Annotated in this window: 20 protein-coding genes; 10 read left to right on the forward strand and 10 right to left on the reverse strand. The window is 51.2% G+C overall.

The window, feature by feature from the left end; genetic code table 11:
- Positions 1-63: 63 nt before the first annotated feature.
- Genes BUA40_RS03955 through BUA40_RS03970 form a run of 4 tightly spaced genes read right to left on the reverse strand, consistent with a single transcriptional unit; the run spans position 64 to position 3,168 of the window.
- Positions 64-1,140 (reverse strand): TIGR04133 family radical SAM/SPASM protein, encoded by a 1,077-nt coding sequence (locus BUA40_RS03955; protein WP_072798614.1) that lies wholly within the window; start codon positions 1,138-1,140, stop codon positions 64-66.
- A 36-nt stretch (positions 1,141-1,176) separates the two neighbouring features.
- Positions 1,177-1,959: a hypothetical protein gene (locus BUA40_RS03960; RefSeq protein WP_072798616.1), complete on the reverse strand. Its 783-nt coding sequence runs from the start codon at positions 1,957-1,959 to the stop codon at positions 1,177-1,179.
- A 27-nt stretch (positions 1,960-1,986) separates the two neighbouring features.
- Positions 1,987-2,571 (reverse strand): hypothetical protein, encoded by a 585-nt coding sequence (locus BUA40_RS03965; RefSeq protein ID WP_072798619.1) that lies wholly within the window; start codon positions 2,569-2,571, stop codon positions 1,987-1,989.
- 24 nt (positions 2,572-2,595) lie between these two features.
- Positions 2,596-3,168, reverse strand: a complete 573-nt coding sequence (locus tag BUA40_RS03970) for a hypothetical protein (protein ID WP_072798622.1) — start codon at positions 3,166-3,168, stop codon at positions 2,596-2,598.
- Between the two features lie 413 nt (positions 3,169-3,581).
- On the opposite strand from BUA40_RS03970, the gene BUA40_RS03975 reads away from it, so the two are divergent.
- The 5 genes from BUA40_RS03975 to BUA40_RS03995 all read left to right on the forward strand — a co-directional run bounded on the left by BUA40_RS03975 (position 3,582) and on the right by BUA40_RS03995 (position 10,494).
- Positions 3,582-5,030 (forward strand): anthranilate synthase component I family protein, encoded by a 1,449-nt coding sequence (locus BUA40_RS03975; protein ID WP_072798624.1) that lies wholly within the window; start codon positions 3,582-3,584, stop codon positions 5,028-5,030.
- Position 5,031: 1 nt separating this feature from the next.
- Complete coding sequence (locus BUA40_RS03980) at positions 5,032-6,627, forward strand: bifunctional anthranilate synthase component II/anthranilate phosphoribosyltransferase (RefSeq protein ID WP_072798626.1); 1,596 nt, start codon at positions 5,032-5,034, stop codon at positions 6,625-6,627.
- A gap of 126 nt (positions 6,628-6,753) precedes the next feature.
- A complete protein-coding gene (locus tag BUA40_RS03985) occupies positions 6,754-7,680 on the forward strand; it encodes a LysR family transcriptional regulator (protein ID WP_072798628.1) in 927 nt (308 codons plus the stop codon).
- 109 nt (positions 7,681-7,789) lie between these two features.
- Positions 7,790-8,980 carry a cytosine permease gene (locus tag BUA40_RS03990; RefSeq protein WP_083585255.1) on the forward strand — a complete coding sequence of 397 codons (1,191 nt, stop codon included), beginning with the start codon at positions 7,790-7,792 and terminating at the stop codon, positions 8,978-8,980.
- Complete coding sequence (locus tag BUA40_RS03995) at positions 8,977-10,494, forward strand: phosphoribosylanthranilate isomerase (RefSeq protein ID WP_072798632.1); 1,518 nt, start codon at positions 8,977-8,979, stop codon at positions 10,492-10,494. Before BUA40_RS03990 ends, BUA40_RS03995 begins: the two co-directional genes overlap by 4 nt.
- 17 nt (positions 10,495-10,511) lie before the next feature.
- Here BUA40_RS03995 and BUA40_RS04000 read toward each other — a convergent pair whose 3' ends face one another.
- Genes BUA40_RS04000 through BUA40_RS04010 form a run of 3 tightly spaced genes read right to left on the reverse strand, consistent with a single transcriptional unit; the run spans position 10,512 to position 13,363 of the window.
- Complete coding sequence (locus BUA40_RS04000; RefSeq protein WP_072798634.1) at positions 10,512-10,970, reverse strand: hypothetical protein; 459 nt, start codon at positions 10,968-10,970, stop codon at positions 10,512-10,514.
- Positions 10,971-10,981: 11 nt separating this feature from the next.
- Positions 10,982-11,887: a hypothetical protein gene (locus BUA40_RS04005; protein ID WP_072798637.1), complete on the reverse strand. Its 906-nt coding sequence runs from the start codon at positions 11,885-11,887 to the stop codon at positions 10,982-10,984.
- A 12-nt stretch (positions 11,888-11,899) separates the two neighbouring features.
- On the reverse strand, positions 11,900-13,363 hold the full coding sequence (locus BUA40_RS04010) for a porin family protein (protein ID WP_178299534.1): 1,464 nt from the start codon (positions 13,361-13,363) through the stop codon (positions 11,900-11,902).
- A 352-nt stretch (positions 13,364-13,715) separates the two neighbouring features.
- Here BUA40_RS04010 and BUA40_RS04015 point away from each other — a divergent pair, with 352 nt between their 5' ends.
- From BUA40_RS04015 to trpA, 3 genes are all read left to right on the forward strand, one after another.
- Entirely contained in the window at positions 13,716-14,885 is a 1,170-nt protein-coding gene (locus BUA40_RS04015; protein ID WP_255369197.1) for a DHH family phosphoesterase, read from the forward strand.
- Positions 14,886-15,074: 189 nt separating this feature from the next.
- Positions 15,075-16,403 (forward strand): tryptophan synthase subunit beta, encoded by a 1,329-nt coding sequence (gene trpB / locus BUA40_RS04020; RefSeq protein ID WP_083585256.1) that lies wholly within the window; start codon positions 15,075-15,077, stop codon positions 16,401-16,403.
- Between the two features lie 5 nt (positions 16,404-16,408).
- Positions 16,409-17,161 carry a tryptophan synthase subunit alpha gene (gene trpA, locus BUA40_RS04025; protein ID WP_072798642.1) on the forward strand — a complete coding sequence of 251 codons (753 nt, stop codon included), beginning with the start codon at positions 16,409-16,411 and terminating at the stop codon, positions 17,159-17,161.
- A gap of 55 nt (positions 17,162-17,216) precedes the next feature.
- On the opposite strand, the gene BUA40_RS04030 is transcribed toward trpA, so the two are convergent.
- Complete coding sequence (locus BUA40_RS04030; protein ID WP_072798645.1) at positions 17,217-17,531, reverse strand: YbjQ family protein; 315 nt, start codon at positions 17,529-17,531, stop codon at positions 17,217-17,219.
- A 157-nt stretch (positions 17,532-17,688) separates the two neighbouring features.
- Between BUA40_RS04030 and BUA40_RS04035 the strand changes: the two genes are divergently transcribed.
- Complete coding sequence (locus BUA40_RS04035) at positions 17,689-18,351, forward strand: fibrobacter succinogenes major paralogous domain-containing protein (protein WP_178299535.1); 663 nt, start codon at positions 17,689-17,691, stop codon at positions 18,349-18,351.
- Here BUA40_RS04035 and thrH read toward each other — a convergent pair whose 3' ends face one another.
- Positions 18,352-18,969: a bifunctional phosphoserine phosphatase/homoserine phosphotransferase ThrH gene (thrH, locus tag BUA40_RS04040; RefSeq protein ID WP_072798651.1), complete on the reverse strand. Its 618-nt coding sequence runs from the start codon at positions 18,967-18,969 to the stop codon at positions 18,352-18,354.
- A 4-nt stretch (positions 18,970-18,973) separates the two neighbouring features.
- Positions 18,974-19,852 carry an Hsp33 family molecular chaperone HslO gene (locus BUA40_RS04045; protein ID WP_072798654.1) on the reverse strand — a complete coding sequence of 293 codons (879 nt, stop codon included), beginning with the start codon at positions 19,850-19,852 and terminating at the stop codon, positions 18,974-18,976.
- Positions 19,853-19,997: 145 nt separating this feature from the next.
- Between BUA40_RS04045 and BUA40_RS04050 the strand changes: the two genes are divergently transcribed.
- Positions 19,998-20,543 (forward strand): DJ-1 family glyoxalase III, encoded by a 546-nt coding sequence (locus BUA40_RS04050; RefSeq protein ID WP_072798657.1) that lies wholly within the window; start codon positions 19,998-20,000, stop codon positions 20,541-20,543.
- Positions 20,544-20,547 lie beyond the last annotated feature (4 nt).

Below are 20,547 nucleotides of genomic sequence, written 5' to 3' on the forward strand. Positions count from 1 at the left end.
CGGTAAGAGCCGCACCTTTTTTGGTGCGGCTCTTGCTTTTTGAGGTGATTGAAATCTTTTTGCTTATGCGCCGGCGTCTTCGAGGCGCTTTACATGGCAGTAGGCGAGCTCCTTAGTTTTCTCATCACGGAGATGTAGGCTGGAGCCTTCACAGTAGCGCCAGTATTTGCAGGTCTTGCAGTCGCCAATTTTAGCCCAGCTGCGGTCACGCATCACCTGGTAACGCTTCTGCCAGACTTCCCAAAGGTCGTCTTTGTAGATGTTACCTTGAATATAGTCGCCGCGGAGGCTCGGGCACGCCGAAATGCTGCCGTCGCAAAGCACAGAGGAAACGTTCACGCCGGCACGGCAGAAGAACGGGTAGTTGCGGGCGTCTTTTTCGTAGCTGCCGAGGAATCCTTCACAGCCGTAGTTCACGTTGATCACGTTCAGCTTCTTGACTTCGCGAATGAAGTCGAATACCTGGCGGAATTCCTGGTTCGTAAGCTGGAACAGCGGATTATCCTTGGCGCGGCCCTTGGGGAACACCGTTGCGATTCTCCAGCGTTTGACGCCGATTTTCAGGAGCATGTCGAGAATTTTCGGGAGTTCCTTAAGGTTCTGGCGGTTCACGCAGGTCATCACATCGAAGGTCAGGCCTTCGGTGTGAGCGGCCATGTCAATGGCCCGCAACGCTCGCTCAAAGCTATGCGGGTCGCCGCGGAAATGGTTGTGGCTCTCTTGCAGGCCATCGAGGCTGATCGTGAGCGAGCGTAGACCTGCGTTCAGCAGGCGCGTGTAACGCTCGGGCGTCATCGCAAGTGCGTTAGAAACCATGCCCCAGGGGTAGCCGCGCTTCTTGATTTCCATGCCGCATTCTTCGAGGTCCGGGCGCATCAAGGGCTCGCCGCCGGTAATTACCACGATAAAATGCTTCGGGTCAATGTGCGGGGCGAGTTTATCCAGCACGCCCATAAAATCTTCGCGGGGCATATCGGGAATGGCGTCTTTCACGCAGTCGCTACCGCAGTGCAGACAATGCAAGTTGCAGCGGAGCGTGCATTCCCAGAAAAAGTACGTCAGCGGGTGCGCCTTGATTTCGTTGTGACGGTAAAGGCGATAAGCTTCAAGTGCGAGTTTCTTTTTAAGAGAGAGCTTCATAATAGTAGACTGTAGGAAGTGGAAAGTTGTTAGGGGTTATTGGTTGCTGTCAGCTTCGCCGGAAAGGCATTTGTTGATTCGGGCTTCGAGTTCTTTCAGCTTGTCTTCGTAAACCTTCTTGAGTTCTTCTTCCAGAGCGGGCAAGTTCGCTTCCCATTCTTCCTTCATCTTCAGGAACTTGGCGTATTCTTCGCTGGGCCTGATGGTGCCGTCGCTGCAAGATTCTACCGCGCTATCAATGACGACCGGTGCACCGTAAAGTGCTATGAAACGGTCCAGTTCATCGCGTAAGTTTTCGAGGCACATGGGTGTTTCTGCCAAAGTCTGCTGGATGGAATCAATCTTCTTTACGGCATCGTGCTTGGCCTGTTCCTCTTTCCACATCTTTTTTACATCTGCGATGTAATCATCATAAAAATACGCTACGTTGGAATCCAAGGGCACGCATGTCACCTCGCTGGAGCTAGATTCCCCGGATAATTCACTGCTGGAGCTTTCTTCGGTCATTTCGCTGGAACTGGAGACTGCTTCGCTAGTTTCGCTACTGGAACTTTCAGTATTCGCAGATTCGGAACTTTCGGGCTTGACAGCTTCAGAACTTGAAGAAACGTTCTCTTCGCTGGAACTGGATTGCACTCCGCTAGTCTCGCTAGAGCTGGATTCATCGTTGTTTGATTCGCTGCTTTCGGGCTCGTCGTAGCAACCATTCGGAGGGCACCCGTAAAGTACTCCCTCTTCGGTTGTTTCACTACAGCTGGCCCAGAACAGGGCGGTCAGCGTAAGGGCGATTTTTTTCCAGTGCTTGTAGAACATCTTCATTTTCTCCTAAAGTCTTTTGACGAATGTCTATTCCACCTTAATAAAGGTTGTATCATCTGGCTTTGCGGGGCAGTTAATAATGGGGTGGCAGCCTGCAAGTGAATCCTGTTCAATCGGCTTTGATGGGTCGCGTTCAATGCAGATATCTTGGTCGCTGGTGCAGTTGGGAGCTTTTTCGCTGCCTGCCTTCGGGGCGAAAACCTGGATTCCTTCGGGGAGTTCTACGCCTTCGGACCCGGCGTCGCCTGGATTTCGCAAGTACTTGTTGCCGTCAATACAGTCGATAATCTTGAATACCCTGCCTTCGACATTTTGCACAGAATCGTTAAAACAGAGTATTTGGTCAGTGTATATAGTGTCTCTATCGTCAGGATCGTATGGAACGCCATAGTCAAGAGCCATCAAAATGAAATCGCTGCTGGAACTTTCTTCTAACGAACTAGAAGAGAATGTAACATCACTGGAATCATTCTCTATGGGACCTATTACCCCATAAAGACTGGGATCAGCTTGAACTGCTGAAATCTCTTCGCTGGAGCCATCGCCTCCACAGCTGGCCCAGAAAAAACTGGCCAGAGCAAGAGCGATTTTTTTCCAGTGCTTGTAAAACATGGCTGGTTCCCTGATTATTGACTTCTATTCCTTTTCGTCGTCGCAGGTGCCGTTGAATACGCAAGGCGGACCGTAAAGGGCTGGTTGCATGGAAATAGAATCTTGTTCAGGTTCCTCGACTACAGTTATCTTTCCGTAGCGGGCGCGGAATTCGGCTTCGCTGTATACCTTGCCGTCGCATTCGTAGGTGTTTTCGGAAATTTGCACTACGCCGTAATCAGGGCAGATGTCGTTACTGCAGGGGAGTCCGCCCCAACGCTCTTCGGTCTTTTGCGTGCAGACTGTTCCGTCGTTGCAGGTAATCGTAGGGTCGCCCTTGACCTGGGTGCAAAGGGTTGTGTCCATGATAACGCCATACAGCGGCATTTGCATTTCAATTTCACTGCTGGAACTTTCGGGCTTAGAGGCTTCAGAAGAACTGGAGACTGTTTCGTTACCGGTTGCCTCGCTGGAACTGGATGTCGGGTTTTCGGCGGGATCGCTGTAATTGGGGTCGGGACCATAAAGGCATACGGCCGATGAGGCGGAGTCGTCACAACTTGCCCAGAAAAATCCGGTCAGGGCAAGAGCAATCTTTTTCCAATGTTTGTAGAACATACGGTTCTCCCTTCTTTGTGTCTTTCGGTAACGAATATATATAAATGATTATTACCCTGCAATGTAGGGGCAAAATTGTGTGATAGCAGGGGCTGTTTTTTGCCTGTTTGGGCGGATAATTTCATTTTTTTTACGAAAATTCATCGCAAACCCCTTGCCAAGGGAATTTTCGTTTGATATTTTTGGTGCCATGATGAATTTTGTGACTACAGCAACCCTTAACCGTCGTTGGTGGCGCGGACTCTAACATAGAGCCCGGTATTTGTCGCAAATCACCCAAGATTTTAAAGCAAAGGCTTCCGGACTCACGGAGGCCTTTCTCTTTTACCAAAATCATTGAAATCCTCCGGGACCTAAGCCTTTGCGGAACCCGAAACGAAAAGGCAAACGATTTTTTAAACCAGAGGATCAAAATGACAACGAACATAAGGCACATCACTGAAAGCCCTAACTTCGAACCCCGTACCGACAGTATCTACGTGGCACTGCCCGGTGAACGTTACACCCCGTTTTCGCTCGGCAAGAAGCTCGGTGCGAAGGCAATCTTTGAATCCGCAAGCTTTTCTCACGGTCGCAGCCGCTATTCGACCCTGATGGTGGACGAAGGCTTCCGTCTGCGCCAGAACGACAAGGACGTGAGCATCGTTGTCGATGGCAAGGAAAGTGTGTTCCTGAAGGAAGGCGAAGGTGACATTCTTGATGCCCTTACGCTGATTTCTGCCGAAAATACGGTGCCGCCTAACCAGATCCCTATTCCTTCTTCGGGCGTGGGCTACCTCGGCTACGAATTCTGCGCCCGCTGCGATACCATTCGCCTTGCCCCGCAGGTCGATGAACTCAACATTCCCGAAGCCGAATTCTTGGTCGGTCACATCTACATCGTGTTTGACCACTTTACCGAAAAACTTCACCTGTTCGCCCTGAACTACGAAGAACACCAGATTGATTTGAAGGCTGCGATTGAAAAGGTGAAGGCCCGCCTCGCTGACCTGGACTTCAGCTACCTCGCTCCGGAAAAGCAGTACGGCAAGGGCATCACGATGACTGACCTGGAACAGTCCCGCAAGGAATACACCGAAAAGGTCGAAGCCCTGCAGAAGCATATCATTGCTGGCAACATTGTGCAGGCTGTGCCTTCTCGCCGCATTCAGTTTGCAAGCGATATCGAAGCTCTCGACATTTACCGCCGCCTCCGCACGGTGAACCCGTCTCCGTACATGTTCTTCCTCGATTACGGCACGCACCAGTTTATCGGTGCATCGCCGGAGAGCTTGGTGCGCGTGCGTGATGGCATCGCCACCATCCACCCGATTGCAGGCACCCGCCGCCGCGGCAAGGACGACGTGGAAGACGAAGCCCTGATGAAGAACCTGAAGGGCGACCCGAAGGAACGCGCAGAACACTTGATGCTCGTGGACTTGGCCCGTAACGACCTTGGCCGTGTTTGTGAAGCCGGTACGGTGGAAACCACCAAGTACATGGAATGCGAAAAGTTCAGCCACGTGATTCACCTGGTCTCTGACGTGCAGGGCCGTGTGGCAAAGAACAAGAAGGCCATCGAAGTGCTGCGCTCCAGCTTCCCGGCTGGTACCGTGAGCGGCGCCCCGAAAATCAGCGCGATTGAAATCCTTTCTGGCCTCGAAAAGGTTAAACGTCGTTTCTACGCCGGTGCAGTGGGCTACATGGAATCCGACGGTGACTTGGATTTCTGTATCGCTATCCGTTGCTGCTTAAAGCAGGGTAAGACCATCAGCCTGCAGGCCGGTGGTGGCATTGTCGCGGCCTCGAATGCTGACCGCGAATTTGAAGAAACGAACGAAAAATTGGGTGCCATCCGCGCCGTGCTCGAAGGAGAAAACTAAGATGATCGTCATTATCGATAACTACGACTCTTTTACTTACAACGTTTACCAGGCGTTGGCCAAGATTACTACTGAAGAAATCCGCGTGCTCCGTAGCCGCGAATGCACCATTGCAGACATCGAAAAGTTGAACCCGAGCCGCCTCATCGTGAGCCCGGGTCCGGGTCGCCCCGAAGATGCAGGCGTCTCTGTGGAAGCTATCAAGCACTTTGCTGGCAAGCTCCCGATTCTCGGCGTGTGTCTCGGCCACCAGGCTATCGGTTATGCCTTCGGCGCCAAGATTGTGCAGGCCAAGTTCATCAAGCACGGCATCGCCGAAGAAATCGACCTCGACGGCAAGGGCCTCTTCCGCACCATTGGCAAGAAGAACATCTTCACGCGTTACCATAGCCTCGTCATCGACGAATCGACGCTCTCTTCTGACTTCGAAGTGACCGCTCGCGCTACCGACGGCGACATCATGGGCATTCGCCACAAGACGCTCCCGATTGAAGGTGTGCAGTTCCATCCGGAATCTATTGCCAGCGGCCGCGCCGACGAATTCTTCAAGGCATTCCTCAACTACCGTCGCGAACCGCTCGACATTCGCGGAATCCTGAACACGCTTACCGCAGGCAAGGACCTGAGCCGCGAAACTGCCGAAATGTTCATGGAAGACCTGACCGACGGTATCATGGACGAACGCCAGATGGCCGCAATCCTTACCGCGCTTTCCAGCAAGGGCCCCGTGACCGAAGAAATTGCAGGCTGTGCCAAGGTGCTCAGCAGCAAGAAACGCAAGTTCCCGTACAGCGGTGACGAACTCACCGACATCGTGGGTACCGGTGGTGACGGCAAGGGAAGCTTCAACGTGAGCTCTCTCTCTGGCCTTATCGCTGCAAGTTGTGGCGCCAAGATTGCCAAGCACGGCAACCGCGCTGTTTCCAGCAAGTCCGGTGCAGCAGACTTCTACACCGCAGCCGGCTTCAAGCTGGATATGACTCCGGACAAAGCCGCCAGCGTCATCGACAAGACGAACTTCGTGTTCCTCATGGCTCCGGTCTACCACAGCGCCATGCGCTTTGCCGGCCCGGTTCGCGGTGCCCTCGGCGTCAAAACCATCATGAACTTGCTCGGCCCCCTCACGAACCCGGCCGAAGCTAAGTACCTCATGCTCGGCGTTTACAGCAAGTCCATTCTGGAACCGTTCACCAAGGCTGCAAAGTCCCTCGGTGCCAAGCGCGTGATGGTCGCCATCTCCGATGACGGCTACGACGAAATCTCTCCGTGCGTCCCGACGACCATTGCCGAAATCCTCGAAGACGGTCAGTATCGCGAATACCGCATCGATCCGAAGGACTTCGGCGTCCCGGCCGTGGACCCCGAAGACCTCGCCGGTGGTACGGGTGTCGACAACTTCAACCTCGCTCTCGACGTGCTGAACGGCAAGGGTCGCCCGGGCATCAAGTATGCCTGCGCCCTGAACGCCGGTGCCGCCCTCTACATCAGCAATAAGGCTGCCAGCATCAAGGAAGGCTTCGACAAGGCCATAAAGGCCATGGAAGACGGCTCCGTGCTGAAGAAGATCGAAGAAGTAAAGGTCGCCACCAACGCATAATGAAAAATAGGCTGGCAAAGGGTTTTATAACCCCTTGCCAGTCTAATAGTTTTTAGCTATATTTTTATTCCTACTAAAAAACTAGGAAATAAAACCGCAACGATTTTCAACAGGAGGCCGATCCACATGACTCTACAACAATTACGTTATGCCATCGGCATTGCAGAAACCGGTTCCTTTAACAAGGCCGCCGAAAAGCTTTATATTTCGCAGCCGTCGCTGACCGCTGCCATCAAGGACCTTGAAGATGAACTGAACATCCTCATCTTTAACCGTACCAGTCGTGGCGTCAAGCTCACTAACGAAGGCGAAGAATTCATTGCCTACGCCCGCGAACTTTACCACCATTACGAATCGGTGCTCGACAAGTACGGCAAAATCGGCAAGCGCAAAAAGAAGTTCGGCGTCTCGACGCAGCATTACTCCTTTGCGGTCAAGAGCTTTGTGGAAACGGTCAAACTCTTCGATACCGACAAGTACGAATTTGCTATCCGCGAAACCCGCACCAAAGAAGTCATCGAAGATGTGGCCTCTTTCAAGAGCGATATCGGTATCCTTTACCTGAGCGATTTCAACCGCAAGATTATCATGAATTTGCTGAATGCTCGCGACCTCGCTTTCCATAAGCTCATCGACTGTAAGGCCTATGTGTATTTGTGGAAGGGCCACCCGCTTGCCAACAACAAGTTCATTACGCTCGATGAACTGGCCGAATACCCGTGCCTTTCTTTTGAACAGGGTGACAACAGCTCGTTTTATTTTGCCGAAGAAATCCTGAGTACGAACGAATACAAGCGAACCATCAAGGCAAACGACCGTGCCACCATGCTGAACTTGATGATTGGCCTGAACGGTTACACGCTTTGCTCCGGCATTATCTGCGAAGAGCTGAACGGTTCCGATTACTTGGCTGTGCCCTTCAAGGACAAGAGCGAAGAATCCCGCCGCGTTATGGAAATCGGCTACATCGCAAAGCGCAACATGCTGCTTGGCTTGGTGGGCGAACGCTATGTTGAAGAACTGCAACGTTACCTGGCGACCTGTTCGTCGTAATAGCTACGAACTATAACAGAACATCAAAAAGAAGTATTAAACTATTCCTTGAGTTCTAAGATGGGCTTTACTATTATTGGCTTGTCTTTAGAATTTATGGAGGTGCATTGTGGAAAAGCGCACGAATCTTTTAACGAATGGAGTCATCTGGTTTGGGGTGGCTATCTCGGTTTCCGAAATCGAAGCCGGTATTGAAATCGGGGCTGCCTCCTCTTACGATTCTGTTTGGCTCCCGCTGATTTTGGGCCATATTCTGGGCGGCATTTTGCTGTTCTTCGTGGGCCTTATCGGCGCCCGCGTCCGCCTGAATGCCATGGAAACGACCGCATCTGTCTACGGCTCTTACGGTTCTAAGTTCTTCGCCTCGCTGAACTTGTTCCAGTTGATTGCTTGGATTGCTGTGCTGAATGCGCAAGGGGCGTCTGTCTTGGCGGGTCTCAATCTCCCGATTTCTTTCCCGCTGACTTGCGTGATTCTTGCGGTGCTGATTGCCATTTGGGTCTTTGTGGGGCTTCGCCGTTTTGCGAAAGTCACGACGGTGGTGATGGCGGTTCTGACGGTGCTCTTGATTGTGCTGACGGCCAAGTTGTTCGGTGTCGGAACATCGAGTGCGCCTGCTGCAGAACATGCGCTGAGCTTCTGGAATATCTTTGAAATTTCGATGGCGCTTCCGCTTTCTTGGTTGCCGGTGATTTCGGACTACACCAAGGATGTCGAAAAGCCGACGCGCGCTACGGCGGTCTCTGCGATTGCCTACTCGGTGGCAAGTTTCTGGATGTACTTTATTGGGCTTCAGATTGCGGCAGCCGGAGTCGGTAACGATATCGCCCGCGCCATTTTGCTTGCGGGCCTTGGAATCCCGGGAATCATTATCGTTGTGCTTTCGACTGTGACCACCAACTTCTTGGCGGCTAACTCTGCTGGCGAATCGGCCAAGGCCATTGTCCATAAGTTGAATCCGAAAATCACGGGTGTCGTGGTGAGCGGTATCAGCGCAGTCCTTGCCATTTCGGGCATTATGGATCATTACATCGGATTCCTTTACCTGATTGCCTCGGTGTTTGCCCCGATGGCGGCTGTACTCCTGGTTTCGTTTTTCTTGGCGAAAAATCACCAGGTGGGCCATAAGTACTGGATTTTGAACTTATTCGCATGGTTGGTGGGCTTTGCCGTTTATCAAGTCACGTCGCACCTGGATTCTGTAATTCTTGGCCCCACGCTTCTTTCTATCCTGGCGTCGGCCATAATTTCCTATCTTTTCTCTAAAGCCTTGACTTTGAAGCCTAAGGGAAATTCATGAGCGAAGACATTTTAGCCAAAATCGTACGTATGCGCCGCGAAGATATTTCGCGGTTGGGTTTGAATTTCGGAATTGAAATTCCCGAAAAACGCCGTGGCGGTCATACCGAATTTCTTGGGAACGCCGGTGCGATTCTTGAAGTCAAGCGAGCATCGCCTTCTAAGGGCGATATTGCGCCGGACTTGGACCCCGTAGCGCTGGCGACGACTTATGCCGAGGCCCATGCGCAGGCAGTTTCGGTGCTTACCGAAAGCAATTTCTTTAAGGGTTCGCTCCGCGACTTGATTGCGGTTGCCGACTTGATGGAACGCCGCCGTCAGCAGGGCTTGCATGCGTGTGCCGTACTTCGCAAAGATTTCCTCTTGTTCGAGGATGAAATCGATATTGCTTACCGTTGCGGTGCCGATGCGGTGCTCTTGATTGCCCGTATTTTGGATGATGAACAGCTTGTGAAGATGGCGAAACGTGCGCAGTCTTTTGACATGCAGGCTTTTGTCGAAGTTCGCGAAGTCGATGACTTGCGCAAGCTGAAAGTCGTGACCGAAGCCCTTGGCGAAGCTGCTGCCAAGACGATTGTCGCTGGCGTGAATTCTCGCGATTTGGCGACCTTCCATACGGACCTGCTGGTGCCGGCGTCGGTGCGTAGCAAACTTCCGGCCAAGGCTGTTTTTGAATCTGGAATTTTATGCCCGGCCGATGCGACTTATGCGCGCAACCTCGGCTTTACGGGAATCTTGGTGGGCGAGGCTGTTGCCAAGAACCCACCGCTTGCTAAAGAAGTGGTGCATGCGTTTGAATCGGGCTCCGAAAATGCCCGCGGCAAGTTCTGGAAAAAGTTTGCAGAGCGCAAGGCTGTCAAAAAGGCGGGCCCGCTCGTTAAAATTTGTGGCATTACCCGCGACGAAGATGGAAAGCTTGCCGCTGAACTCGGTGCCGATATGCTCGGATTCGTGTTCAGCACTACCAAGCGCTTGACTACTGAAGAATTCGTGCGCAGTTTTGCCGAAAAGATCCGCGTGTGTCATCCTGAGCGCAGTGCAAACGGAGTCGAAGGATCTCCGCTCCTTGTTGGCGTCATCACCGATCCCGAATCCGTTGAAGGCAAAACCGCTATTAAGCTTGCCAAAGAAGGCGTGCTTGATGCAGTCCAGCTTCATGGTGTCGAACCGAAAAATGCGGACTTTGCATACTATTGTGCCGCCCGTGTTGGCGAAGAATCCGATTTCGACAAGGTAGCTGCTCTCCGCAAGAATGGCGAACCCCGCATTCTCTTGGATGCCAAGGTCGAAAGAATCCCTGGCGGTACGGGCAAGACCATTCCCGAAAACCTGCTTCGCGAAAAAGCGGGCGAGTTACCGCTCTGGCTTGCTGGCGGCATCACGCCTGAAAATGTGGGCGCGATTGTCCAAAAGTTCCACCCGGAACTCGTCGATGTCTCCAGCGGTGTCGAAGACGCACCCGGCATCAAGAATGCACAAAAAATAAGCGCGTTGTTCAACGCGCTTGAGAAGTGATTCACAAGCCCTAAATTCTAGTAAAGGACTTCGTATTCGTCATCATCGGATTCTGTTTCGATGATGACGGTTTTTGTTACTTTTGTGTGGCTGGCTTTAGCGGGTCGCGGAGCGGGTTCTTGAACGGGCTCATTTTTTTCGACTTTTTGCCCATAATCGCGAGCAAGTCTTGCGCTGCGTTCCTGCTCCTTGACTTCTTCACACCGGTCATGGTCGTAATAATAAGCGGTAAAACGCCCTCCGACGCCGTCAATAACAACGGGAATCCAAATGAGGGGTGCTCCTAGAAAGAGATCCAGAAACAGCATTCCTCCACGAAAGCCACTTTCGTAGCAAGCCGTTTTTTCGCTACTGCCAGAAACCATTCCCTGAAATTCTTCGCGGGACAAATCCGGATGGCGAGGGGGAATGAGCGTGGCGCAAGAACTCATGAGGAGTCCGATACAGAGAAGTATGGCAAAAGAGATTTTTTTCATAGAGTCTCTCCTTAATACAGGTACCATTCCCATTCGAGTTCGTACTTAGATGAATTGTAATCACTTTGTTCAATGGCTGAATAGTCGGTTAAATAGCCGATATTTGTTTTTGTGTAACAATAACCAGAAGACATATTGTCGTTGTCAAAAGCGTCTTTGTCGATCACGTTAGGACATATCTTGATGTCTTGTGTTCCGATGGGAACATCAAAAGTCGAGGTTTTGGAACCGCTCCAAGATCCTTGGTCTTGCAAGGAAAGCAGGTTGCCCGTAGACTTAGATGTGGTTTGGCCGCCAGATGCGATAAAGTAAATGGAAAAGCTTATGGTCGGGTCACCGTCGGAGTAGCTACCGCCAGCAGAAATGCCGTCCCAGTCGGCGGATTTCTGCTTGTAATAGGTGAGCGTGAATTTCATGGTCTTTTCCGTTGAAGTATGGGCTTCGACCACTTCTGTCTTTACGCTGGAACTGCTGTAAACGTATTCGCAACGGTAGCCGTAGTTGTTGCAGCAATAGGTGTTGCTCTTAGTGCTGGTTCCGTAGTAGCACTTGTCGGCTTCGCTAACATAAGCCGAACTGCTGGATTTTGCGGAAGAGCTACTGTAACCATAGCTGCATTGGTAGCCGTAATTAGTGCAACACCAGGAATCGGAATGTGAACTGGTCCCGTAGAGGCACTTTTTGGCTTCAGTCTTTTCGCATTGGTAACCATATTTTTCACAGCATTCTTCGACGGTGAGATCCCAGTTGGTCCCATCTTTGCAATCTGATCTGTCTTCGTCATTGTTTGCTTTGGAGAATGCTCGATCGCTTGCTTCGTCAATATCATCTTCGATGATGTCCAGCGGGCTCTCGTCTGCACATGCGACAAGGATGAGTGCAAATGAAAGGGGGCTAATATATTTCAACAAATTCATATTACACTCCTTTTACCATGCGAAATCCATACTGATACGCCAGGTTAGACCGTCTGAATCGTCACAGTAATAGTTGTTGTTTGTATCGATATTGGTGACGATCGAAACAGGCAGGAACTGCCATTGTAGCGATACGCGTCTGGAAAGTTCTATGCCGAAACCAACATAGGTCAACAATTCCCAATCGGATGCGGCGTAAAAGTCATTGTGGGACTTGTCTATGCTGTAATCATCGTATCGCCATTCCCAAGTGACATCATATTCCGCCCAGATGTAAATCGGTTTACGCACATGGACACTGGCGCTAATGAAGGGACTGATTGTTCCTGCCTTATCGAGGGGGAAACCGAAACGAAATTGTAAGGGAATTTCGAGCATAAGGTTATGGTAATCGATTCCGCCTTCGCTATTGCTGATTCCGGAAAAATAACCGTACAAATCGTAGCCTTCAAATTCATATTCTGCATGATGGTAAACTAGATTCGCTCCTGTCTGGAAACTTCCCCAGTTGTAAAAATACGAGCGAATCATAAATCCCAGATTTACGCCCCATTGCTTGTCGGGATGCACGTTGTAGTTCGCAAACTCTTTTTCTAGATAGCTTTCGAATGCGATAGAGAGTCCCATGTAGGGGTTAGCGTGCTTATTTAATTTGGTGGAAGAATCCTTTGCGACAGAATCTTTTGCGGGGGTGGCGGCAATAATTACGCTGTCTTTAGGAGCCTCATTAACAGTGGAGTCTTGTTCGACAATAGGCTTTTGGGCGAGGTCCTGAATTTCGATTAAGGACATGTCTTCGCTTTTTATTTTTACCAAGACACTACAAGGTTCAGCATGCTCTTTTTTGCTGCAGAATTCAAAAACAGAATTTGCCGATGCTTGAACGGTCTGCATTTGATTGAGAAATTTATCGACGGCGGCGATGCTGTCAGCTACTGCTTTTTCAGCAAGCATGCGTTCCTGTTCAGCGTATGCGGAACATTTGCATTGTGCTTCGACTTTTTCGCATGTTGAACTGGATTCGCCCTGGTTTTCGGAGTCGCATAAACCGCAGAAGTTTTTGCATTCTTCGCTGATCGGCGGCAGAAGAGATTCTTGCGGAGTTTGTTCGGGCTCTTTTGTGACTGCGGCCTTGTTTCCCTTCTTGGCGCGGATATGCCCTAATTGGCCGTTGTCTACGGTTACCTCAAAAGTGCAGGTGTCGCTTTTGCAGTTTTTCTGTATAATGTCTGCTAATTTGCGAACGTCGATGCTTTGCAGGGAGTCTTTGCGTGCTTTTTCTTGTTCCAGGGAATCTGCACGAGCGACGGCGGCAAGGGAATCCTGCTTCAAACTGTCCAAAATGACGGGGCAGTTTCCGCAGACTTGATCGACCTTGGAACAGGTCTCGTTTTCAGGATTTAGGGAGCAATCTACGCATAATTGTACGCAGAGACCGTCTGCAAAAGAAACTGTTGCGGCCAACATAACGGCCATGATGAACAATATTTTGTTCATGGGGGTCCTCGGTTAGGGGAAGGAGTTTTTGTAAATATACTTAAACCATTTGCCATATTCAAGTGCTTAAAAAACGCTAATTTCGACAGAATGATAAAAATCACCATTTGGGTTTTACGGAAAAAAGAAATTTTTACAAAAATCTTACGCTAACCTATTGACAGACAACGGATTAGTATATATATTGAAGACATAAAGATGAAATTGGCAATCCGCTTTGACGCTAGCGCCGCTATCGACGAGGTTCTCAAGGAGGGATTTAGGCTTGCCATTTCATCAAGTGTTTAACAGAAGACTCTCGATTGTCGAGAGTCTTTCTTATATTTATGGCATGAAAGATAAATTTTTGTCGAATTTGTTTTTGGGGGTGGCGATGGGAACCCTGATATGTGCTTGTGGAGATGATTCTTCTACTGGGCAGAATGCGAGTTGTAAGTGTGATTTTGAATTTAAAGAAAGTATCGCGGCTATGGATTGGGGGGATGATACGACGTATGTGTTCGGGCACAAGACTCCCGATGTGGATGCGGTGACGTCGTCCTTGGCTTATGCGGCGTTGATGCGTGCCATGGGGCACAATGCGGTTGCGAAGGTTTCGAGTCCTGTTAATCGAGAGACAGAGTTCGTTGCGAAACAGTTGGGATTTGAATTGCCAGATGAAATGGTGTCGGTGAAGCCTGGTACTAGGCTCATTTTGACCGACCATGCTGAGTACGTACAGTCTGTTGACGGGGCGCATGAGGCGAAAATTCTGCAGATTATCGATCACCATACGCCGGGGGATATTGATGCGGATTCTTCTGCTTATGTGCGGCGAGAACTTTGGGGGTCTACTTGTACGCTGATAAAGTATCTTTATCAGGAGGCTGATGTAAAGTTGGACGATGAGGTTGCTAAAATCTTGCTCGCGGGGATTCTCTCTGATACGCGGAACTTGACCAAGGTAAATACGACCCGTGCGGATAGCGTTGTGCTCGGTGAGTTGATGAATCTGCTTAAGATGTCCTCAGATAGTGTGCGGAGTCTTTTTAGGGGAATGTCTGACGCTTCACACGATATGAGCGGGATGACCGACAAGGAAATTTTCCTGGCGGATTATAAGGATTATACTATCGGCGGCTTTGATTTGGGTATCGCGAGTGAAAATTGGTATGACGATTCGACCAAGGATGAATTTTTTGAACGGATGTTTGCGGTCATGCCGGAAATTGCCAAGGAAAAGGACCGTGATATTCTATTGTCTAAGGTGGACTTGCATACGCTAAATCCGGATCCGGCGGCTTCGGAAGATAGCCTGTATTTGAATGCCGGTACCTATATTTTGTACTATGGGGTAGGCGATTATGCTGAAAAGGCGAAGAAAATCGCCGAAAGCGCATTCGGGGAATCCGTGAAAGACGGAATTTGCTATTCTGCGGAAACGTTGAGCCGCAAGACGCACGTAGTACCCATGGTTACGGATGCAATAGAAAAAAATTCAGCTCAACCCCTTGCCAAATAGAATTAGACTTCCTAAATTAGCGCACATGAAGATGAATTCAGCAATCCGTTTCAACCGCTGGTGGTGGGGCTCTACTAAATAGAGTCCGTTTTGCTGATTTCATCAAGTGTTTTGTAAAAGGCTTTCGGACTCACCGAAGGCCTTTAATTTTTACCCTGAGAACTTTTAACCCCAACCCCTCCGCTCAAAATGACTCACGCAACTATAACCCCCACACCTCAAAGCGCCGTAGGCGCGACCTCACACCTCATAACCTCTGACAACGGTTTCTTTGACAAGTTCGGCGGCAAGTATGTTGCCGAAATCATCCGCCGTCCGCTCGACGACCTCGAAGCGGCTTTCAACAAGTACATCCATGATCCGGAATTCCTCGAAGAGCTCCGTATCATTCAGCGCGACTACATTGGCCGCGAAACGCCGCTGTACTTTGCTCCGACCGCCACGGAACTCCTGGGCGGCGCTCAGATCTACATCAAGCTCGAAGGCCTTGCCAACACCGGTGCGCACAAGATCAACAACGCCATCGGTCAGTGCCTTTTGGCCAAGAAGATGGGCAAGACCCGCATCATCGCCGAAACGGGTGCCGGTCAGCACGGCCTTGCCACTGCAGCCGCTTGCGCCAAGCTAGGCCTTGAATGTGTGGTGTACATGGGCGAGGTGGACGTTCGCCGCCAGCAGCCGAACGTGGCGACCATGGAAATGTACGGCGCCAAGGTCGTGCCGGTCACGAGCGGTGCCCGCACCCTTAAGGATGCCGTGAACGAAGCCATGCGCGACTGGGCTACGAATTTCAAGAACACGCACTATGTGCTCGGTTCTGCTCTCGGTCCGGCTCCGTTCCCGGATATTGTTCGTACCTTCCAGTCCATTATCGGTGAAGAAGTCAAGCGCCAGGCTGCTGAACGCAATATCGACATCGCTGCTGTGGTCGCTTGCGTGGGTGGCGGTAGCAACTCTATCGGCGTGTTCACTCCGTTTATCGAAGACAAGAATGTGCGCTTGATTGGTGCCGAAGCCGGTGGCATCGGTCCGAACAAGGGTGAAAACGCCGCCCGCATGACGGGTAACGCTAGCCGCGAAGGTATTCTGCAGGGTTACAAGAGCCGCTTCCTCATCGATGAAGACGGTCAGTCGCTGCCGACCCGTTCTATTTCGGCAGGCCTTGACTACATGGGAATCGGCCCGCAGCTTGCCGCCCTCGGCGAATCTGGCCGCGTGGAATTCACGGCAATTCTCGACAAGGAAGCTCTTGAAGCGGTGAAGTTCTTTGCCCGCAACGAAGGCATTCTCTTTGCTCTCGAAAGCGCTCACGCAGGTGCTGCCGCCATGAAGATTGCAAAGGAACTTCCGAAGAACAAGGCGCTTGTCATCAACATGAGTGGCCGCGGCGACAAGGACATCTTTATCACAAGCCCCGTGTTCCGCCCCGAAAAGTGGAAGGAATTCCTGAAGGCAGAACTTGTTCGCCTCGAAAACAACGAAGACATCCACGACGCCGAAATTATGACAAGGAAGTAATCACCATGAATTTAATGTCTCATCTTATTGCGGGTTTTCCTGACGCAGAAACTTCTATCGCTATCGCCGACGCACTTGTGAAGGGTGGCGCCAACATTCTTGAAATCCAGCTTGCCTTTAGCGATCCGAGTGCCGACGGCCCTGCCATTCAGACGGCTTCGACCATCGCTCTCGACAAGGGGTACTCCACCAAGCAGGGCCTCGAAATCGTGAAGAGGATTCACGATCGTCACCCTGAAACGCCAATCTACATCATGACTTACGGCTCGCTCGCCTTTACCCCCGGCGTCGAAAATTTCGTCAAGATGTGCAAGGACGTGGGCGTTTCCGCTTGCATCATTCCGGACTTGCCGTTCGACGGTGACGAAGGTCTGACTGAAGCTTGCAAGAAGCACGGCCTCGAAAACATTCCGGTGGCGGCCCCCAGCATGACCAAGGAACGCCTCGAAACGATGGCTTCCAAGGGCTTTAAGTACATTTACGCAGCACTCCGCGCGGGTACGACCGGTAGCGAAACTACCATTGACCAGGCAACACTCGACTTTATCGACACGGTCGGTAAGGGTGGCGCAAAAGTGCTTGGTGGCTTCGGTATCCGCAATGGAGAGCAATCCAAGGTGCTCAGCAAGCATGTGTACGCCGTGGTCGCGGGCTCCGTATTCGTGAACATCGTGCTGAACAACGAAAACTTCGCCGAAGGCCGCAAAAAAGCCATCGCCGAAATCGAGGCGAAGGCTAAGGAAATTTCGGGAAATTAAGTCAGTTCTTCTCTGAGAGAGAAAGCCGGTGGAGCGATTCCATCGGCTTTTTGTTTTACTTCTTGAATTTGACGGCGGTTCCGTAAGCAATGATTTCTGCGGAGCCTGCCATCACCGAGGCGGTTGCGAAGCGCACGTTCACGATGGCGTCTGCCCCAATCATTCCGGCCTGATTTTCCATACGTTCAATAGCGATGTTCCGAGCGTCGTTCAGCATCTCGGTGTAGCCGGCGATTTCGCCACCTACAAGCGTCTTGAGCCCGGCAAATACGTCGCGCACCACGTTCTTGCTAAAGACCACGCTCCCACGCACCATCTGAAGCGTTTCGATTTCTTTGCCGGTGATAAAGTCTGTTGTGTAGAGTTTCATATGTTCTCCTTTTTGTTTGTTTAAATATAAAACAATGCGCCCGAAAGGGTGTGCGCTTTATCGGTCTTATTTTGTTCTTGGTCGTGAAAAACTATTTTTGTCTTGTATATTTGAATTTCTTTGGAAAATGGGAGGCGTTGTGAAAATTTTTTTGGCGATGGCAGCGTTGATTCTTCTAGCTGCCTGTAGCGGTGACGGTTCTTCTACCGGAGCTATCGGCGGTTCTGGTAATGAGGCTGCTAGCGAATATAATCCCGTATCGAATACGGTTAAAGATTTACGAGATGGCAAGACCTACAAGACTGTGAAAATTGGCAATCAAGTCTGGATGGCCGAAAACCTTGATTATGAAACGGCCAACAGCATCTGCGGAGAAATGGAATACCTTACCTTGTACGGCTGTCTTTATTCATGGGACGAAGCAAAGACCGCATGCCCCGTCGGCTGGCGCTTGCCAAGCCAGGCGGAATGGAATACTTTGATTGAATTTGTCGGAGATTCTGCCACGGCAGGGAAGATTCTCAAGGCCACGAATACTTGGAGCGATAAAGGGCATTACAAAGACGGTACCGATGATTACGGCTTTACCGCATTGCCGGGCGGCGTACGCCTCCCGCAAAAGGGCAAGACGCATCAGTCGTTTGTCAGTTCGGGAGCCTTCTTCTGGAGCGCCACCGAGGTCGATGACGATGAGTCAATCACCTTGGTTCTGCGATACGAAAACGATGCAGCGACATTGTTCGAAAACTACAAGGACGCCGGCGTCAGCGTCCGCTGTTTGAAAAATTCAGTTTTAGGGGGCAGAACCCTTGTCTACTAATTACAGAGTTGCCTGGAACTGGTGGAATTTTTCCAGGAGTTCGGCGTAGGTCTTGGTGGATTCGAGCTGCGGGAACTGGGCAACGATGGAGTCCGGGGCGCAGAAGAAGCAGCCTTTGTCGGCCTGCTTGAGCATGCCCGTGTCGTTGAAGGAATCGCCCGAGGCGAATACCTTGAAGTTGAGGTCCTGCAGGTGCTTCACGACTTTCGTCTTCTGGTCGGTGAGTCGCAGGTGGTAACCCTTGATCATGTCGTTTTCGACTTCCAGGTTGTGGCAGAATATGGTCGGGAATCCGAGATTCTTCATGATGGGGTAGGCGAATTCCTGGAACGTGTCCGAAAGAATAATCACCTGGGCTTCGTCGCGGAGTTTGTCCATAAAGTCGCGGGCGCCGTCGAGCAAGCCGAGGTTTGCGATCACGTTCTGGATGTCCGAAAGCTTGATGCCTTCGCGTTCGAGAATCTTGATGCGGCCCTTCATGAGCACGTCGTAGTCGGGAATGTCGCGGGTGGTGAGACGCAGGTCCTTGATGCCGGTCTTTTCGGCGACGGCGATCCAAATTTCAGGGGCGAGGACTCCTTCAAGGTCCAGGGTAACGACACATTGCTTGGTAAACATAGGGCTATTTCTTCCGGTCTTTAATAATTTCTCTCAGGTCCGCAATCGTAATCTGGTACGGGGTGCGGCAGAAGTCGCAAATCACTTCGAGGTCCTTGCCTTCTTTTTCGAGATCCTGCAAGTCCTTGAGCGGGAGCGTTGCAAGCGTTGCCACGGTGCGTTCGCGGCTGCAGGGGCAGTAGGCCTTGGGGTCGATTTCTTTGACGATGTCGATTTCGTAGGGGCCGCGCAGCTGGTCCAACAGTTCGTCGAGGTCAAAGCCTTCGGGCGTGTTCATGTCGCAGAACTTCGGCAAGTTCTGGATGATGACTTCGATCAGGTTGATGTCCTTGTCTTCGAGGTCGGGGAAGGCTTCGATGTAGAAACCGGCGGCGTAGTCGAGCTTGCTCGGGTCTTCTTTATTGAAGGCGGCTTCGATGCCCACGGCCGAGCGGATCTGTTCGGACTGCAAAAGGTAGGTGGCGAGGTTCTGACCCATCGATACGGCGGGAGCCTCGATAATGCTTTCGTGGACGCGCTTGCCCTGTTCGTTCAGTTTGACGACGCGTACACTCTGCGGAATCAGGGCGGGTTCGTTACCGCCAACAGCTTGGAGTTCCGGCTGCGGAATCATGGCGCGGACCAAGCCCTGCGGCGTGGAGTCCGACTGCACCAACGTGATTTCGCCCGAGAAACGGGTGGTAAAGCTCACTGTGCCCGGGAACTTGAGCGAGGCGCTCAAGAAAATGCTTGCGATGGAGTTTTCGGCCAGGAGTTTGAGGGCGAAACCCTGTGCGTTATGCTTCTTGCCGATTTCGTTCATCGTCGCGGTCAAGTCGACGACAATCAGGCGGAAGGGCGTCTTCTTGCCCGTAGCGCGGATAATGCGGTCCTTGAAATTCATGGCCCAAAGATAGAATTTTAGACGAGAGGCGAGAGACGAAAGACGAGAGAAAGTTGGTGTTGTGTCATCCTGAGCGAAGAACCATAGGTTCGGAGTCGAAGGATCTAATGATTTTTAATTAGATTTCATAAAAAAGAGGTTTAATATGCAAATACTTTTCTTGATGGCTGATGGTTTCGAAGAAACCGAGTTTGTGACCCCGTTTGACTACTTGCAGCGTGCTGGAATCGATGTTGCCTTGGCGTCTATTTCGGGCAACACCGAAGTGGTGGGTGCCCATGGCCTTGCGATTGCGACCGACTTTGCTCTTTCGGGTGCCGATACAGCCGCTTTTGACGGCGTTCTTTTGCCCGGCGGCGGCATTGGCGTCAAGAATCTGAAGGCTTCTGCCGAAGTGGAAAAAGTTATTCACGAATTCAACGACAAAGGCAAGTGGATTTTTGCGATTTGCGCGGCTCCGCTGGTACTCAGCAAGGCGGGAATCCTTGCCGATAAGACTGCGACCTGTTTCCCGGGCTGCGAAAGTGAACTTGTCTGTAAAAAGTTCGTTGAAGACCGCGTGGTCGTAGACGGGAACATCGTCACGAGCCGTGGCGCAGGCTCTGCCGAAGAATTTGCTTTTGAATGCATTGCGCAGCTTGGCGGCCGCGAACTTACGGAAAAAATCCGCAAGCAGGTCGTGGCTCGATAGATTG

Source organism: Fibrobacter sp. UWT2 (assembly GCF_900142545.1).
Lineage (GTDB): Bacteria > Fibrobacterota > Fibrobacteria > Fibrobacterales > Fibrobacteraceae > Fibrobacter.